Consider the following 17,436-nt stretch of genomic DNA (forward strand, 5'->3'; position numbering starts at 1 on the left):
ATGGAGTCGGCAGAGATCGCCCGCCGCTTCCTGCGCTTCTTCGAGGAGCGCGGCCACACCGTCGTGCCCTCGGCCAGCCTTGTCGCCGAGGACCCGACGCTGCTGCTGGTCAATGCGGGCATGGTGCCCTTCAAGCCTTACTTCCTCGGACAGAAGAAGCCGCCGTACCCGCGCGCCGCCTCCGTCCAGAAGGTCATGCGCACCCTCGACATCGACGAGGTCGGCAGGACCACCCGCCACGCCAGCTTCTTCCAGATGCTCGGCAACTTCTCCTTCGGCGACTATTTCAAGGAGAAGGCGATCCCGTACGCGTGGGAGCTGCTCACCACCCCCGAGTCCGAGGGCGGCTTCGGCTTCTCCGAGGACCGGCTGTGGGTCACGGTCTTCCACGACGACGAGGAGGCACGCGACATCTGGCACAAGGTCGTCGGCGTGCCGCTGGAGCGCATCCAGAAGCGTGGCCTGGCCGACAACTACTGGCACATGGGGGTGCCGGGCCCCGGCGGTCCCTGCACCGAGATCTACTACGACCGCGGCCCCGAGTACGGCAAGGAAGGCGGCCCCGTAGCGGACGAGAACCGCTACCTGGAGGTCTGGAACAACGTCTTCATGCAGTTCCAGCTCGGCGCCGTCCGCAGCAAGATCGACTTCGACGTGCAGGGCGAGCTGCCGGCCAAGAGCGTGGACACCGGCATGGGCCTGGAGCGCATGGCGGCCATCCTGCAGGGTGTCGACAACATCTACGAGATCGACACCACCTACAAGATCCTCGACAGGGCCGCGGAGCTGACCCGCTCGCGGTACGGCCGCGACGCGCGGGCCGACGTCTCGCTGCGCGTGGTCGCCGACCACATGCGCGCCGGCGTCATGCTGGTCGGCGACGGCGTGCTGCCCTCCAACGAGGGCCGGGGGTACGTCCTGCGGCGCATGCTGCGCCGCGCGATCCGCAACCTGCGCCTGCTCGGCGCGGGGGAGGAGCGCTACATGCACGAGCTCACCTCCGTCACCATCGACGTCATGGGTGAGCAGTACCCCGACCTGCGCGCCGACGCGGCCAACATCCACACGGTGATCGACGCCGAGGAGACCTCCTTCCTCGGCACCCTGCGCACCGGCACCGCGATCTTCGACGCGGCGGTCGAGGAGACCAAGCGCAAGGGTGTCGAGGTGCTCGCGGGCAGCCAGGCGTTCCAGCTCCACGACACCTACGGCTTCCCGATCGACCTCACCCTGGAGATGGCGTCCGAGCAGGGCCTGCAGGTCGACGAGGACGGCTTCCGCCGCCTCATGGACGAGCAGCGGCAGCGGGCCAAGGCCGACTCCGCGGCCAAGAAGACCGGCAACGCCGACATCTCGGTGCTCGGCGAGCTGCTCGACCGCGCGGGCAAGGTCGACTTCCTCGGCTACGACCAGACGGTCGCCGAGGGCTCGGTCATCGGCCTGCTCGTGGACGGCGCGCCGGTCCCGGCGGCAGGCGCCGGCGCCACCGTCGAGGTCGTGCTCGACCGCACCCCGTTCTACGCCGAGGGCGGCGGCCAGCTCGCCGACCAGGGGACGATCCGGACCGGCGGCGCGCGGGTCGAGATCACCGACGTGCAGTCGCCGTTCGCGGGTCTCGTCGTGCACCGCGGCAAGGTCGCCGAGGGCGAGATCCGCGTCGGCGACTCCGCGCAGGCCGAGATCGACATCGAGCGGCGCCGCGCCATCTCACGCAGCCACACCGCGACCCACCTGGTGCACCGCGGCTTCCGCAACGCGCTCGGCGAGACCGCGGCGCAGGCGGGCTCGGAGAACTCCCCGGGCCGGTTCCGCTTCGACTTCACCGCGGCCGGCGCCGTGGCGCCGAGCGTGCTGCGCGACGTCGAGGACGAGGTCAACGCGATCCTGATCAACGACCTGCAGGTGCACGCCTACCACACCTCGCTGAGCGAGGCGCGGTCCATGGGGGCACTGGCGCTGTTCGGCGAGAAGTACGGCGACGAGGTGCGCATCGTCGAGGTCGGCGACTACTCCCGCGAGCTGTGCGGCGGCACCCACGTCGCGAGCTCCGGGCAGCTCGGCCTGGTCAAGGTGCTCGGCGAGTCGTCCATCGGCGCCGGCGTGCGCCGCGTCGAGGCCCTGGTCGGCCTGGACGCGTTCCGCTTCCTCGCGCGTGAGAGCGTGCTGGTCGCGCAGCTGTCCGAGCAGCTCAAGGCGCGCCGCGAGGAGCTCCCCGAGCGGGTCGAGGGCATCGTGACCCGCCTGCGCACGGCCGAGCGCGAGCTGGAGCGCCTGCGTTCCGCGCAGGTCCTCGCCGTCGCCGGTGAGCTCGCCGCGGCGGCGCGCGACGTCAGCGGGGTCTCGGTGGTCACCCACCGCGCGCCGGACGGGACTTCCCCTGATGACCTGCGTAAACTCGCTCTCGACGTGCGTGGCAGATTCCCCGGCGACCGCGCCGCGATGGTCGTGATCGCCGGTGTGCCCGCCGACAGGCCCGTCGTGGTCGCCGCGGTCAACGAGGCGGGACGCGGCCGGGGACTCAAGGCCGGGCGACTGGTCGGCGTCGCCGCCAAGGCACTTGGGGGTGGCGGTGGCGGCAAGGACGACGTCGCGCAAGGCGGCGGCACACGGCCCGAGGCGATCGACGACGCGCTCACGGCCGTCACCCGGGCCGCCGGGGAAGCACTCACCTGACCGTGGCCTGGCCGGGACGCGGGGGAGCGTCGCCGTGAGGCGAGGGGTACGGCTCGGCGTGGACGTCGGGTCGGTCCGGGTCGGCGTGGCGCGCAGCGACCCTTCGGGGCTGCTCGCCACGCCGGTCGAGACGGTGCGGCGCGGCCGGGGAGACCTCGCCAGGATCGCCGCCATCGCCGCCGAGCACGAGGCCGTCGAGGTCGTCGTCGGGCTGCCGACGTCGCTGTCGGGCCGGGAGAGCCACGCGGCGGCGGCGGCGCGTGAGTTCGCCGCACGGCTCGCCGCACGGCTGGCCCCGACGCCGGTGCGGCTGTACGACGAGCGGCTGACCACGGTGTCCGCGCAGGCGGACCTGCGCTCCAGCGGCGTACGCGCCAGGAACCAGCGGGACGTCATCGACCAGGCCGCCGCGGTCGTGCTGCTGCAGGCCGCACTGGACGCCGAGCGCGCCTCCGGCCTGCCGCCGGGCCGGCCCGCCGAGCCGCCGGGACCACGTCCCGGCGGGGAATCGAGCACCGGGCCCGCGAGGTGACCGGTCCCGCCGCCCCGCACGGCGGCGACGACGAGGACGCGGCCCCGCACGACGGCGGAGCCCGTGGCGACGAGGTCCCCGGTGACGAGTCCCGTGGTGAGGATGACGGCCTGTTCGCGTTCGGCGCGCCGGACGAGGGGGACGATGAGCGGGTCACCGGCCGGCGGGGACGGCGCGCGGTGGTGGCGGTCCTCGTGGGGCTCGGGGTGGTGGCCGCCGGGGTGGTGACGGCGGCGGTGACAGTGGTGCGTCCCTATTTCGTCCCCGCCGACTTCGACGGCAAGGGGACGGGGACCGTCGTGGTCGAGGTGCCGGCGGGGATGTCGGCGGGAGAGATCGGGGATGTGCTGGAACGTGCCGGGGTGGTGGCCAGCCGCAGAGCGTTCACGCGGGTGGTGGACGAGCGGGGCAAGGCCGGCACGCTGCGGCCGGGGTCCTACCGGCTGCGCAAGGAGATGGCGGCCGCGGCGGCGCTCGACCTGATGCTGGAGTCGCGGTCACGGGTCAGGAAACGGGTCACGTTGCCGGAGGGGTTGCGCGCCTCGGAGACGGTGGCGCGGCTCGCCAAGGGGTCGGGGCTGCCGCTCGCCGAGCTGGCGGCGCTCACGGCGGCGCCTGCGGCGCTCGGGCTGCCGCCGTACGCGGACGGCGTGGCCGAGGGCTTCCTGTTCCCCGCCACCTACGACGTGGAGCCGAAGACGACGCCGCGTGACCTGATGCGGGCCCTGGTGCGCCGGTTCGAGCGGGCCGCGGCCTCGATGGGGCTGGAGGCCGGTGCGGCCCGGGTGCGGCTGACGCCGCGGCAGGTGGTGGTGGTGGCGAGCATCGTGCAGGCCGAAGGCGGTTCCGAGGCCGACTACCCCAAGATCGCGAGGGTCGTCTACAATCGCCTCGCCTCCGGTGCCAAGCTCGAGATGGACAGCACGGTGATGTACGGCCTGGGCAAGCACGGCATCGTGGCGTCACACGCCGAGATCAAGCGCGACACCCCGTACAACACGTATCTCCATCGCGGGCTGCCTCCCGGTCCCATCGCCAACCCCGGCGAAGCGGCGCTTCGTGCGGCGCTTTATCCGGCGAAGGGTGATTGGTACTGGTTCGTCACGGTTGATCCGGAGCGTAGAATCACCAAATTCACTGACAAAGAGAGTGAGTTTGTGAAACTCCGCGAAGAGCTGCACTCCCGTCTGGGGCGGCACTGATGCCCGCCTCCCGGCGGGAGGTCCCCGCCGGGGCGGCACCACGGTCGCACGGCACGCGTCCCGTCACGCGTGCCGCCGTCCCGCCTGTCCTCCCGACCGCGTCATGCCGGGCTTGTCACACCAATTCATGGCACCCGCTTGACGGCGACCGGGTCCGCCGGGGAGATTGGCGAGCGCATCTATGAGCGACATGGACCTAGACCATCTGCTGGGTGCCGAGGACGACGAAGGTCCCCGGCGCGGTTCCCGCAGCTCCAGGGCCGGTCGCAGCCGCAGCAGGCGACGTCAGCGCAGGCAGCGCCGCAAGGGGTACGCCGCCTTCCTCCTCGCGATGATCATCATCGTCGGCGTGGTCGGCGCCGGCGGTTACTACGGCTACACCTGGATCCGCGGCGTCACCACCGTCAAGGACTACACCGGCCAGGGTTCCGGCGAGGTCGTCGTGACCATCAAGGAGGGCCAGTCCGCGGGAGACGTGGCGCAGACCCTGGTCGACCAGGGAGTGGTCGCCAGCGAGCGTGCCTTCATCAACGCGATCGGCGCCGCCGGCAAGAGCGCCTCGCTCCAGCCCGGCGAGTACAAGCTGCGCAAGGGCATGGCCGCGGCGCAGGCCGTGCCGCTGCTCGACCCCGAGCTGCGCCTGAAGACCACGCTCACCCTGCGCGAGGGCCTGCGGCTGTCCCAGGTGTACGAGCAGCTCTCCACCGCGACCGGCCGCTCCGTGAAGGAGTTCCAGGCCGCCGCCAAGGACGCCAAGGGCCTCGGCCTGCCGTCCTACGCCAGAGGCAGGCTGGAGGGCTTCGCCTTCCCCGCGACCTATGAGGTCTCGCCGCGCACCTCCCCCGAAGAGCTGCTCGGGGCCATGGTGGAGCGGTTCGACCGCGCCGCCGACGACGCGGGCCTGGTCGCCGGAGCCCGCCGGGTGGGTCTCACCCCCCTGCAGGTCATCACGGTGGCCAGCATCGTGCAGGCCGAGTCCGGCAAGTACGAGGACATGCCGAAGGTCGCCAGGGTCATCTACAACCGGCTGAACCGCGACCCGCAGATGAAGCTCCAGATGGACAGCACGGTGATGTACGGCCTCGGCGAGTACGGCATCGCGGCCACCCACGAGCAGCTCAAGAGCAAGTCGCCGTACAACACCTACGCGCGGCTCGGCCTGCCGCCGGGTCCGATCGGCAACCCCGGCGACCACGCCATCGAGGCCGCGCTGAACCCCGCCGAGGGCCCCTGGCTGTACTTCGTGACGGTGGACCCCAAGAAGAAGATCACCAAGTTCACCGACTCGGAGGCGGAGTTCTTCAAGCTGGCAGAGGAGTTCAACCGCAGCCAGGACGGCGGCTGATGGAGCGCAGGGCCGCCGTTCTCGGCTCCCCGATCGCTCACTCGCTGTCCCCGGCGCTGCACCGCGCGGCGTACGACGCGATCGGCCTGCGCGGGTGGCGCTACGACGCGATCGAGTGCGACGAGCAGGGCCTGCCCGGGCTGCTCGCGGGGCTCGGCCCCGAGTGGGCCGGGCTGTCGCTGACCATGCCGCTCAAGCGCGCCGTGCTGCCGCTGCTCGACACCGTGTCCGACCTCGCGGCCGCGGTCGGCGGCGTCAACACCGTGGTGCTGTCCGGCGGCGCGCGGCACGGCCACAACACCGACGTGCACGGCATCGTGGCGGCCCTCGCCGACGAGGGGGTCACCGCACCCCGCTCGGCCGCGGTGCTCGGCGGCGGCGCCACCGCCGCGTCGGCGCTCGGCGCGCTGCGCGAGATGGGCCTGCGCGAGGCCGTGCTCGTGGTCAGGGACCGCTCGCGTGCCGGGGAGACCGAGCAGGTCGCCGAACGCCTCGGCGTCACGCTGAAGGTGTGCTCCTTCGCCGGCCTCGGCGCGCTCGGCACCGACCTGGTGATCTCCACGTTGCCTCCCGGCGCGGCCGACCAGGTCACCGATCTGGTCCGCGGCGTCCCCGCGGTGTTCGACGTGGTGTACGCGCCGTGGCCGACGTCGCTCGCGCACGCGGCGGCGCAGGCGGGTGCCACCGTGATCGGCGGCTTCGGCATGCTCGTCCACCAGGCCGTCCGCCAGGTGGAGCTGTACACCGGCCGCACCGGCGTCCCCGTCCCACCGGTCCGCGCCGGCGGCGAGGCCGAGATCCTGCGCCGCGCGTCCCTCACCCGCTGAGACCCCCACCGGGGGGAATGTTTCGGTTCACGGTGGAGGTTGTGATAGTGTTGCTGCTTGATCGGTCCGGCATGCCTGCTGGACGCGCAAGCGGAGGGCTGCCTCCCACCTGATCGGCCGAGAGGCCGGCGGGTCAAGGATCACTCCGGAACCTTCTCCGGGGGTTTCCGCGGTCGGCGGACCGTGGATCCCAGTGGCCCCGCATGCGCGACGTGTGGGGCCTTTTCGCTTGTGAGCGCGAAGGGCCCAGGCACGGTCGAGCGAGCAGACGCGGCGACGAACCGGCACCTAGGAGGTCCCATCAGCACTGAACCCCGCATCAACGAGCGTATTCGCGTGCCCGAGGTCCGTCTCGTCGGTCCGAACGGCGAGCAGGTCGGCATCGTCTCCATCGGTGACGCGCTGAAGCTGGCTCAGGAGGCCGATCTCGATCTGGTCGAGGTCGCCGCCACGGCCCGGCCGCCCGTGTGCAAGCTCATGGACTACGGCAAGTTCAAGTACGAGTCCGCCATGAAGGCACGTGAGGCACGCCGCAACCAGGCGCACACGATCATCAAGGAGATCAAGCTCCGGCCCAAGATCGACCCGCACGACTACGAGACCAAGAAGGGTCACGTCGTGCGGTTCCTCAAAGCGGGGGACAAGGTCAAGGTCACGATCATGTTCCGCGGACGCGAGCAGTCGCGTCCGGAGCTGGGCTTCCGGCTCCTGCAGCGGCTGGCGGAGGACGTCACCGAGCTCGGTTTCGTCGAGTCCCAGCCCAAGCAGGACGGCCGTAACATGATCATGGTGATCGGGCCGCACAAGAAGAAGGCCGAGGCCAAGGCAGAGCGTGCCGCGGCCCGCGCACGGCCCGCCGGGTCGGAGCACGCCGAGGCGGCGGGCCCCGAACTGGAGCACGCGGAGTCGGAGCAGAGCGATTGACCTTCCCCGTCTGACGACACGACGGGGCACGGCTGGAGACCGTACCGGGTCAGGACCTTACGTCGGCATGCGCTCGACTGGGATAGCTTGACCCGGGACATCGGCAAGGACGAATGAGGAGAGACGGCTGACATGCCGAAGATGAAGACGCACAGCGGTGCGAAGAAGCGGTTCCGCCTCAGCGGAAGCGGAAAGATCATGCGCCGTCGAGCCAACCGTGCGCACTACAACGAGCACAAGTCGTCCACGCTGACCCGCCGTCTCGCTCCCGAGGTCGTCATGTCCGCCGCCGACACGAAGAAGATCAAGAAGCTGCTCGGCAAGTAACCGAACCCCCGGGGAGATATCACCATGGCACGCGTAAAGCGGGCGCTCAACGCCAAGAAGAAGCGCCGCGTCGTCCTCGAGCGGGCGAGTGGTTACCGCGGTCAGCGATCCAGGCTGTACCGCAAGGCCAAGGAGCAGATGCTCCACTCCTTGACCTACGCCTACCGCGACCGCAAGGACAAGAAGGGTGCCTTCCGGCGCCTGTGGATCCAGCGGATCAACGCGGCGGCACGGGCCAACGGCATCACGTACAACCGTTTCATCCAGGGCCTGAAGGCCGCCGGCATCGAGGTCGACCGCAAGATCCTCGCCGACCTCGCCGTCAACGACGCCACCGCGTTCGCCGCGCTCGCCGAGGCGGCGCGCAAGGCGCTCCCGGCGGACGTCAACGCGCCGGTGGCGGGCTGAACCACCGCCCGTCCGAGGCACAGGCACGCCGTCCCACGGTGAACGGCCCGCTCTCCAGCCGGGAGCGGGCCGTTCACTTGTTCACACCCTCGCCGAGCGGGGCCCGTCAGGGGAGCACATGGCCGTACCGGAGCTGACCAACACCAAGTCCCCGCGGGTCAAGGCCGCCAAGCGCCTCGCCAAGCGTGCCTTCCGCGAGCGCGACCGCGCCTTCCTCGCCGAAGGGCCGCAGGCGGTGCGCGAGGCCCTGTCCTCACCTGGCGTCGTCACCGAGCTGTTCGCCACGGCGGACGCCGAGGCGCGCCACGGCGACATCGTCGCGGCGGCGCGCGCGGCCGGGGTGCCGGTGTTCGGCGCGAGCGGCGAGGTCATGTCCGAGCTGGCCCAGACGGTCACCCCGCAGGGCCTGCTCGCGGTGTGCCGCTTCGTGCACGTGCCGCTCGCCGAGGCCGTCCCGCCGGGCACGGGGCTGGTCGCCGTCCTCACCCACGTGCGCGACCCCGGCAACGCCGGCACGGTGCTGCGCACCGCCGACGCCGCCGGCGCGGACGCCGTGGTGTTCACCGACGCCTCCGTGGACCCCTACAACGGCAAATGCGTGCGCGCCAGCGCCGGCAGCCTGTTCCACCTCCCCGTGGTCACCGGCACGCCGGTGGCGGACGCCGTCGCGCGCCTGAAGTCCGCGGGTCTTCGGGTGTTCGCCGCCGACGGCTCCGCCGAGGGCACCCTGGACGACGTCGACCTGTCGGGGCCGGCGGCCTGGCTGTTCGGCAACGAGGCCTGGGGACTGCCGAAGGACGTGCTGGAGCTGGCCGACGAGGTGGTCCGCGTGCCGATCTACGGTCGCGCCGAGAGCCTGAACCTCGCCACCGCCGCCGCCGTCTGCCTGTACGCCTCGGCCCGCGCACAGCGCGCCGCATCCCCAGAGGGGTGACCGGAACACCACCCGTGGGTCGTCGCAGGCGGCGGGCCAGGGCTGCCGGACGGTGCGGGAAACCCGCTATTGTCGGCCCTACAGTCGGCGAGGAGGCGTTGTGCACAGCGGATCGACCCAGCGGCGGGAGACCGACGCCGCGTGCGCGATTCCGGTGGACGACCTTCCCGACGGCGTGGTGGTCGTCGACCACCGCGGCGAGGTGGTGGCGGTCAACCGCGCCGCCTGCCGCCTCACCGGGGTGGACGCCGCGCGTGCCGTCGGCAGCCACTTCCCCGACGTGCTGCCGTTCCGCGACAACGACGGCCGCGACTGGTGGAAATGGCTCGACCCCTACCGGGGCCTGCGCATCCGCACCCGCCAGCCCGAGCGTTCGCTGTACCTGCCCGGTGGCCTCGAGCTGCTGGTGGCGGCGCGTCTCGTGCGCAGGCCCGAGCGCGGCGGCGACGTCGTGCGCGTCGTGGTCACCCTGCGCGGCGCCGCGGCCCGCGCGCGCCTGGAGCGCAGCCGCGCCGACCTGGTCTCCACCGTGGCCCATGAGCTGAGGTCCCCGCTGACCAGCGTCAAGGGCTTCACGGCCACCCTTTTGGCCAAGTGGGAGCGCTTCACCGACGACCAGAAGCGCGTGATGCTGGAGACCGTCAACTCCGACGCCGACCGCGTCACCCGCCTGATCACCGAGCTGCTCGACGTCTCACGCATCGAGTCGGGCCGCCTTCAGGTGCACCGCCAGGTGGTCGACGTCCCCGCGCGTGCGCGCAAGATCATCGAAGGCCGGGTGGCCGCGGGCGACCCGGCCGGCCGGTTCCGTCTCGACACGCGCGGCCCGCTGCCGGAGACCTGGCTCGACCAGGACAAGATCGACCAGATCCTTGGCAACCTGGTGGAAAACGCGGTGCGTCACGGACGCGGTACGGTGACGATAGTGGTGGAGCCCGTCGAGTGGGGAGTGGCCGTGTCCGTGCGTGACCAGGGTGAGGGTGTCGCACCCGAGCTGGCCTCGCGCGTCTTCCGGCAGTTCTGGCGCGGCAACGCGCGCCGCCGCGGCGGCACCGGCCTCGGCCTGTTCATCGTCAAGGGGCTCGTCGAGGCGCACGGCGGCACCATCACCGTGCAGCGCGCGCCGGGCGGCGGCGCCGAGTTCCGATTTACCATGCCCGCCGGCACTCCCGACTTCGCCTGACCAGGCGCGGCACGGGACGCCGGGGGGCGGCCCACCCGCGCCGCGGCCATCGGGCCGTGCCGCCGCGACTAGAATCGTGCCCGCTCGGAAGCCCTGGATACGGAGCCCACTGTTGTCGAACACCTATGACCCGGTCGAGGTGACGCCGTTGCACGCCGACGAGGTGGCGCGCATGGAGTCCGAGGCCGTCGCCGCCATCGAGGCGGCCCCCGATCTGGACGCGCTGAAGCAGGCGCGGCTGGCCCACGCCGGCGACCGTTCGCCGATCGCGCTGGCCAACCGCGAGATCGGCGCGCTGCCGCCGGCGGCGCGCGCCGAGGCCGGCAAGCGCATCGGCACGGCACGCAAGGCCGTCAACGAGGCGATCGCCGCGCGTCAGGCCGTGCTGACCGCCGAGCGCGACGAGCGCGTCCTGGTGGAGGAGACCGTCGACGTCACCCTCCCCTGGGACCGCGCGCCTCTCGGCGCTCGCCACCCGCTGACCACGCTGCAGGAGCGCATGGCCGACGCGTTCGTCGCCATGGGCTACGAGGTGGCCGAAGGCCCCGAGCTCGAAGGCGAGTGGTTCAACTTCGACGCGCTCAACATCGGGCCCGACCACCCCGCGCGCTCCGAGCACGACACGTTCTTCGTGGACTCGGTCGACTCCGGCATGGTGCTGCGCACCCAGACCTCCCCGGTGCAGATCCGCGCGCTGCTGTCGCGGCCGCTGCCGGTGTACGTCATCTCGCCGGGCAAGGTGTTCCGCACCGACGAGCTGGACGCCACGCACACCCCGGTGTTCCACCAGATCGAAGGTCTCGCCGTCGACGAGGGCCTCACCATGGCCCACCTGAAGGGCACGCTGGACCGTTTCGCCGAGGTGATGTTCGGCGAGGGCATGACGACCCGGTTCCGGCCCAACTACTTCCCGTTCACCGAGCCGTCCGCCGAGATGGACCTGCGCTGCTTCGTGTGCCGCGGCTCCTCGGCCGTGCCGGGCAACCCGCCGTGCCGCACGTGCAAGTCCGAGGGCTGGATCGAGTGGGGGGGCTGCGGCATGGTCAACCCCCGGGTGCTGGTCGCCTGCGGCGTCGACCCGGCCCGCTACAGCGGTTTCGCCTTCGGCATGGGGGTGGAGCGCACGCTGATGTTCCGCCACAACGCCGAGGACATGCGTGACATGGTCGAGGGAGACGTGCGCTTCACGCTCCCGTTCGGTATGGAGGTCTGATGAGGTTCCCGCTCTCCTGGCTGCGGGAGTACGTCGACCTGCCGGCCGTCACCGCGCACGAGGTCGCCGAGCGGCTCACCGCGGCCGGCCTGAAGCTCGAGTCGATCGAGTCGGTCGGCTACGAGATCAAGAACGTCGTGGTCGGCGAGGTGCTGTCGGTCGAGGAGCTCGCCGGCTTCAAGAAGCCCATCCGCTACTGCTCGCTGGAGGTCGGCGAGGCCGCCCCCCGGTGGGTGATCTGCGGCGCCACCAACTTCGCCGTCGGCGACCGCGTGCCGGTCGCGCTGCCGGGTGCCGTGCTGCCCGGCGGGTTCGAGGTCGGCTCGCGCAAGACCTACGGCCACGTGTCGGACGGCATGATCTGCTCGGCGCGCGAGCTCGGCGTCGGCGACGACCACGACGGCATCATGATCCTGCCGCAGGACACCCCGCTCGGCGCCGACGTGGTCGAGCTGCTCGGCCTGCGTGACGACGTCATCGAGCTGGAGGTCACCCCCGACCGCGGGTACGCCTTGTCGATCCGCGGCGTGGCCCGCGAGACGGCCGTCGCGTTCGGCGTGCCGTGGCACGACCCGGCCGACATCGAGCCCCCGGCCTTCGACGAGGAGTCCCACCCGGCCGCGATCGACGACCCCACGGCGTGCGACCGGTTCGTGCTGCGCACCGTGTCCGGCCTCGACCCGGCGGCGCAGACCCCGATGTGGATGCGAATCCGGCTCATCCGCGCCGGCATGCGGCCGGTGTCGCTGGCCGTCGACATCACCAACTACCTCATGATCGAGCTCGGCCAGCCGCTGCACGCCTTCGACCGGTCCCGCCTGAGCGGCCCGATCGTGGTGCGCCGCGCGCGCGACGGCGAGACGCTGGAGACCCTCGACCACGTGGTGCGTGAACTGCACCCCGAGGACATCCTGATCACCGACTCCTCCGGCCCGATCTCCCTGGCCGGCACCATGGGGGGTCTCGCCACCGAGATCTCCGACGGCTCCACCGACCTGGTGATCGAGGCGGCCCACTTCTCCGCGAGCGGCACCGCGCGCATGTCGCGGCGGCACAACCTCGTCAGCGAGGCGTCGCGCCGCTTCGAGCGTGGCGTGGACCGCGAGCTGCCGCTGTACGCCTCGTGGCGCGCGGTGCAGCTGCTCGCCGCCTACGGCGGCGCCACGGCCGAGCCCGGTGTCACGCACGCGTACTCCGAGGCCGAGCCGCCGTCCATCACCATCCCGGCCGACCATCCCGACCGCGTGGCCGGCGTGACGTACGGCAGGGATGTCGTGGTGCGGCGCCTGGAGCAGGTGGGCTGCACGGTCGTCACCGGCGACGACGCGCCGGTCGGCGCCGTCCCCGCGGACCTGCTGGCCCCGGCCGGCCCCGGCACGGCCGCGCCGATCACGGTGACGCCGCCGTCGTGGCGGCCCGACCTCACCGACCCCAACGACCTCGCCGAGGAGGTCATCCGGCTGGAGGGGTACGCGCACCTGCCGTCGGTGCTGCCGAAGGCCCCCGCGGGGGCCGGGCTCACCGCGGGGCAGCGGCTGCGCCGCCGGGTGGGCCGCGCGCTCGCCGCCGCCGGGTACGTCGAGACGCTCGCCTACCCGTTCATGGGCCCTCGCGACCTCGACGCGCTGCGGCTTCCCGCCGACGACCCGCGCCGCAGGGCCGCGCGCCTGGCCAACCCGCTGAGCGAGGACGAGCCGTTCATGCGCACCACGCTGCTCCCGGGCCTGCTGAAGACCCTGGTGCGCAACGCCGGCCGCGGCTTCGGCGACGTGGCGCTGTTCGAGACCGGCCTGGTCTACCGTCCAGAACCCGACGCGCCGGCCGCCGCGCCGGTGCTCGGCGTGGACCGCAGGCCCACCGAGGAGGAGCTCGCGAGCATCGCCGCGGCCCTGCCCCGGCAGCCGCTGCGGGTCGCGGTCGTGCTGGCCGGCGAGCGGGACCGCTCGGGCTGGTGGGGCGAGGGACGCCAGGCCTCCTGGGCCGACGCCGTCGAGGCCGCGCGCACCGTCGCACGCGAGGCCGGCGTGCAGCTCACCGTGCGCGCCGACCGCCACGAGCCGTGGCACCCCGGCCGCTGCGCCGCGCTGTACGCGGGGGACACCCTGGCCGGTCACGCCGGCGAGCTGCACCCCCGGGTCGTCGAGACGCTGGGCCTGCCGCCGCGCACCGCCGCCATGGAGCTGGAGCTCACCGTCCTCGAGTCTCTGCTCGCCGGCCCGGTGGCGGCCGTCCCGGTGCCGGCGTACCCGGTGGCCACGCAGGACGTCGCGCTGATCGTGCCGGCCGACGTGCCGGTCGCCGGCGTCGAGGCGGCGCTGCGCGAAGGCGCGGGGGAGCTGCTGGAGTCGATCCGGCTGTTCGACGTGTACACCGGGGCCCAGGTCGGCGAGGGCCACCGGTCCCTGGCCTACACCCTGCGGTTCCGCGCGGCGGACCGCACGCTCACCGTCGAGGAGACCACCGCGGCCCGTGACGCCGCGGTGGCCCTGGCCGGCGAGCGCACCGGCGCGCACCTGCGCGGCGCCTGACCCCGCACGCCGTCCCCCTCTCGGGGGACGGCGTCGGTGACGGCTGTCCGCGGCCCTGTCGAGCGCGCGCGGCCACACTCCCTGCCGGGTGGCGGTGGCGGACCACGTCCGCCACCGCCGTGGCGTCACCGCGAGTAGACCTCCATCTCGTACAGCGAGTAGCCGTACGACGTGGCGCGCCGCACCCCCTGCATGCGGACGTACCGGGTGGTCACCGGGCTGATCGTGATGGCGTCCACCCCGCCGTCGCCGGTCGTGGTGGAGTGCACGTCGGTCCACGACGACCCGTCGCCTGACACCTGGATCCGGTAGGACGACCCGTAGGCCGACTCCCACCGCAGGATCACCCGGGCCACCTGCTTGGCCGACCCGAGGTCGACCTGCAGCCACTGGTTGTCGCTGTAGGAGCTGGACCACCGGGTGGACGGGTCGCCGTCGACGGCCTTGGCCGGGGTGTACGACGTCAGCAGCTGTGTGCTCGAGGCCCGCGCCGTGCCGGACTGCGCCAGGTTGGCCACCGGGTCGCCTCGGCGAGCCGGGAACGACACGACCTGCTGGTACGTCGGCCGGTTCTGCCACGAGATCAGCGACTGCTTGACCCCGCCGAGCGGCGCGTGCTCGATGGCGTCCGCGCACCACTGGTCCCCGGCCGCGCAGACGTCGTCACCGGGGTAGGTCGTGGTGACGGGTTCGGCGAGCGCCGCGGACAGGCTGTCGAGCAGCACCGCGCGGCACCCGGCCACGGTGCCGTCGCCGCAGTACCGGTACGGCAGCGGCGCGGCCACCGGGTCGCCGAGCACCGACCGCAGGTCCTTGCTGACGTAGCCCCACCAGCCGTACTGGAACGCCGACCCCTTGTGCGCCTGCGCCTCGTTGGCCGAGGCCGGGGCCCCCGCGGAATCGCCTTGCTGGTGTCCCGACGGCGACTCGTTGATTTGCAGGGCCGCCACCAGTGACCGGTACAGCGGATCGCCGAGACCGGGCTGGAACTGCGCGCGCACGAGCTTCGGCCACCACGCGTCGAACGCGCGGATCGCGTCGGCGTGCGCGTAGGCCTTGCTGCCGGGGGAGGTCTCCAGCCGCCGCGTGCCGGCCGACGACCACGCCTGCAGCCGCGACACCGCCGCCGACAGCGCGGGGTCGCTCACCGGTGCGGAGCCGATGACCCGCAGCAGCAGCGGCAGCACCTTCTGGCCGCGCAGGTCGGTCACCGCGGCGTCCGCCATGATCTTCACGGTGCCGGCCTTGTCGAGCTTCCCCGCTCCGGCGAGCGCCGCCTTGACCGGCGCGTCCAGCAGGTCCACGCGGTGCACCGGCCCGAAGCTGAAGTTGCCGTCCGCCGCGCCGTAGTCCTTGGCCTGCTTGTTGTTCCAGCTCACCAGGTAGTCCTGCGAGGCGGTCTGCGGGTGCGTGGCGGCCGCCGTGTAGGTGGCGTCGTTGGTGTCGGGGTTGTAACCGGCCCATTCGTGGGCCGCGTCGGCGGTCTGCGGCAGGCTCGGGTCGGACGCCGCCTGACGGACCGGGACGCTGCCGGACATGAAGTACGCGGCCTGGGTGGAGTTCACGTAGAACCAGTTGAACGCGAACCCGATGGTGGACGCCGAGTTCGTGAACGCCGCCGCGTCCCCCATCTGCGCCGGGTCGTTGAACATCTGGAACCCGATCGCCGAGTCCGCCTCGTGGCGGTAGGTCGACCGCAGCGTCGTGAACGCGGTCGGCTGGCCGCCGACGGTGCCGCGCCACGTCACCAGGCCGTACTTGGTGCGCTTGATCACCAGGTCGTAGGAACCGGCCGCGGTGGAGTCGGCGACGGTGGGCCGCCAGGAGTTGGTCTTCTTGAGCGTCTCCATGGCGGTGCAGGCGCCGCGGTACAGGTAGTGGTCGGAGTTCACGCTCGGGGTGCCGCCGGCCGGGTCGCACAGCCGCACCGCGTAGGTGTCGGTGATGTCCTGCCCCGCCGAGGTGGCGCTCCAGGAGTAGTCGGTCCCCCTGCCGAGCAGCACGTACAGGTTGAGCCCGGCGAACGCCACGCCGCGGGCCCGCACCCCTGGCCCGTTCAGCTCCTGCAGCATCAGCAGCTGCGGCGCGAAGTAGCCGGTCTGGGGCCCGTACACCGCGATCGGGTGTCCCGTCGCCGACTCGGCCGCCGAGATCACCACGGCGTTGGACATGCCGGGCCTGGAGTTGTCCACCAGCAGCCCGTCGAGCACCCCCTTGGCCGAGGACGCCGACGCCGGCGCGGTCGCCGACCCCTTCTCGTTCTGCGTGAGGTCCACAGGCGCGGTGCCGGCCGCGTCCGGCAGCACGACGCCGGTGGCGGACGGCGCGCCGCCGAACGGGAAGCTCTGGCCGTTGTGCAGCGTCAGGGTCGTCTCGGGGTCGTTCTGCGACCGGAACGCGGCCCACGCCTGGTCTCCGGCCGCGGTGCCGTACGTGGCGCGCGCGGCGACGCGGGCCAGCGCGGACCGCATCTCGGCGCCGCCGCCTCCGCCGAACAGCCCGCCGATCACCCCGGCCACCGCGATCAGGTCGGTCATGGTGAAGTCCACCGGGCCGCCGGCGTTGGTGATGGCGTCCATGTGGCCGGTCAGCACGTACTCACCGGGGCAGTTGCGGTCGGCCATGCAGCGGTCGATGTAGGCGTTGATGCCGTCGATGTACTCGCGCACGTCGTCGTAGAGCTGCGCGCCGCGCGGCCCGGAGGCGCGCAGCCGGTCGAGCTGCGCCTGCAGGTCGGTCTCGGTGTAGGGGGAGTTGAGCCAGACGCTCTGCTCCAGCGCGCGGTTGCCCGGCGCTCCGCCGGCGAACGGCGTCAGCTCGCCTCTGCCGACGTGCCGCATGAGGTCCATCAGCCACAGGCGGTCCTGCGCGCCGGCGTACCCGGCGCCGAACATGGTGCCGCCGCGGGTGGTGCCGGTGATGTGCGGCACACCGGTGGCGCGGTCGCGCACGATGGTGACGTCGGAGCGGGGGCTGACGGTGCTCTCGGCCGAGGAGGCGGGGACGCCGAACGACGCGTCGTTGAAGAAGTTCGCGATCTGGCCCTCGGTGAGCCCGGTGTAGCCGGCGACGAGGCCCGCGTACTTGCCGAGCTGGTCGTCGGAGTGCCGGGGCCGGGTGCCGAGCGTCTGGTTGGCGAGGATCTCCACCAGGGTGGCGTTGCCGTTCTGTCCCGGCGGCAGGACGTCGAGGCATTCGCCGAGGCAAGTGTCGTCGGGGGTGTAGTAGGTGGCCGCGGAGGCGGGCACGACGGGGGATGCCAGCGTGACGATCATCAGGGCCGATGCCGCGGTGACCACGCGCCGGAGACGGGCGTGCATGTGAGGACCCCCAGAACATG

At 72.4% G+C, this 17,436-nt stretch carries 13 protein-coding genes; 12 read left to right on the top strand and 1 reads right to left on the bottom strand.

Annotation, left to right across the window (positions count from 1 at the left end):
* The 12 genes from alaS (at position 1) to pheT (ending at position 14,096) form a co-directional block, all read left to right on the top strand.
* The gene (gene alaS, locus BJ992_RS14280; RefSeq protein ID WP_184981171.1) at positions 1 to 2,673 is read left to right on the top strand and encodes an alanine--tRNA ligase; all 2,673 of its coding nucleotides are present in this window, start codon (positions 1 to 3) and stop codon (positions 2,671 to 2,673) included.
* A 34-nt stretch (positions 2,674 to 2,707) separates the two neighbouring features.
* Complete coding sequence (gene ruvX / locus BJ992_RS14285; RefSeq protein WP_184981173.1) at positions 2,708 to 3,205, top strand: Holliday junction resolvase RuvX; 498 nt, start codon at positions 2,708 to 2,710, stop codon at positions 3,203 to 3,205.
* A complete protein-coding gene (gene mltG / locus BJ992_RS14290) occupies positions 3,202 to 4,407 on the top strand; it encodes an endolytic transglycosylase MltG (protein ID WP_343072655.1) in 1,206 nt (401 codons plus the stop codon). The genes ruvX and mltG (BJ992_RS14290) overlap by 4 nt, the downstream gene beginning before the upstream one ends.
* A 190-nt stretch (positions 4,408 to 4,597) precedes the next feature.
* Positions 4,598 to 5,752 (top strand): endolytic transglycosylase MltG, encoded by a 1,155-nt coding sequence (mltG, locus tag BJ992_RS14295; protein WP_246496638.1) that lies wholly within the window; start codon positions 4,598 to 4,600, stop codon positions 5,750 to 5,752.
* On the top strand, positions 5,752 to 6,579 hold the full coding sequence (locus BJ992_RS14300) for a shikimate dehydrogenase (RefSeq protein WP_184981177.1): 828 nt from the start codon (positions 5,752 to 5,754) through the stop codon (positions 6,577 to 6,579). Before mltG (BJ992_RS14295) ends, BJ992_RS14300 begins: the two co-directional genes overlap by 1 nt.
* A 231-nt stretch (positions 6,580 to 6,810) precedes the next feature.
* On the top strand, positions 6,811 to 7,503 hold the full coding sequence (gene infC / locus BJ992_RS14305) for a translation initiation factor IF-3 (RefSeq protein WP_184981179.1): 693 nt from the start codon (positions 6,811 to 6,813) through the stop codon (positions 7,501 to 7,503).
* Between the two features lie 132 nt (positions 7,504 to 7,635).
* Positions 7,636 to 7,830, top strand: coding sequence for a 50S ribosomal protein L35 (gene rpmI, locus BJ992_RS14310; RefSeq protein ID WP_184981193.1), 195 nt, complete (start codon positions 7,636 to 7,638; stop codon positions 7,828 to 7,830).
* A gap of 24 nt (positions 7,831 to 7,854) precedes the next feature.
* Positions 7,855 to 8,238, top strand: coding sequence for a 50S ribosomal protein L20 (rplT, locus tag BJ992_RS14315; protein ID WP_184981195.1), 384 nt, complete (start codon positions 7,855 to 7,857; stop codon positions 8,236 to 8,238).
* 118 nt (positions 8,239 to 8,356) lie between these two features.
* Complete coding sequence (locus BJ992_RS14320) at positions 8,357 to 9,172, top strand: TrmH family RNA methyltransferase (protein ID WP_184981197.1); 816 nt, start codon at positions 8,357 to 8,359, stop codon at positions 9,170 to 9,172.
* Between the two features lie 100 nt (positions 9,173 to 9,272).
* On the top strand, positions 9,273 to 10,355 hold the full coding sequence (locus BJ992_RS14325; RefSeq protein ID WP_184981199.1) for an ATP-binding protein: 1,083 nt from the start codon (positions 9,273 to 9,275) through the stop codon (positions 10,353 to 10,355).
* Positions 10,356 to 10,527: 172 nt separating this feature from the next.
* A complete protein-coding gene (pheS, locus tag BJ992_RS14330; RefSeq protein ID WP_425503728.1) occupies positions 10,528 to 11,568 on the top strand; it encodes a phenylalanine--tRNA ligase subunit alpha in 1,041 nt (346 codons plus the stop codon).
* Positions 11,568 to 14,096 (top strand): phenylalanine--tRNA ligase subunit beta, encoded by a 2,529-nt coding sequence (gene pheT / locus BJ992_RS14335; protein ID WP_184981201.1) that lies wholly within the window; start codon positions 11,568 to 11,570, stop codon positions 14,094 to 14,096. The genes pheS and pheT overlap by 1 nt, the downstream gene beginning before the upstream one ends.
* Before the next feature lie 125 nt (positions 14,097 to 14,221).
* On the opposite strand, the gene BJ992_RS14340 is transcribed toward pheT, so the two are convergent.
* Positions 14,222 to 17,416 (bottom strand): penicillin acylase family protein, encoded by a 3,195-nt coding sequence (locus BJ992_RS14340; RefSeq protein WP_184981203.1) that lies wholly within the window; start codon positions 17,414 to 17,416, stop codon positions 14,222 to 14,224.
* Between the last annotated feature and the right edge of the window lie 20 nt (positions 17,417 to 17,436).

The sequence above is a fragment of the Sphaerisporangium rubeum genome (assembly GCF_014207705.1).
GTDB lineage: Bacteria > Actinomycetota > Actinomycetes > Streptosporangiales > Streptosporangiaceae > Sphaerisporangium > Sphaerisporangium rubeum.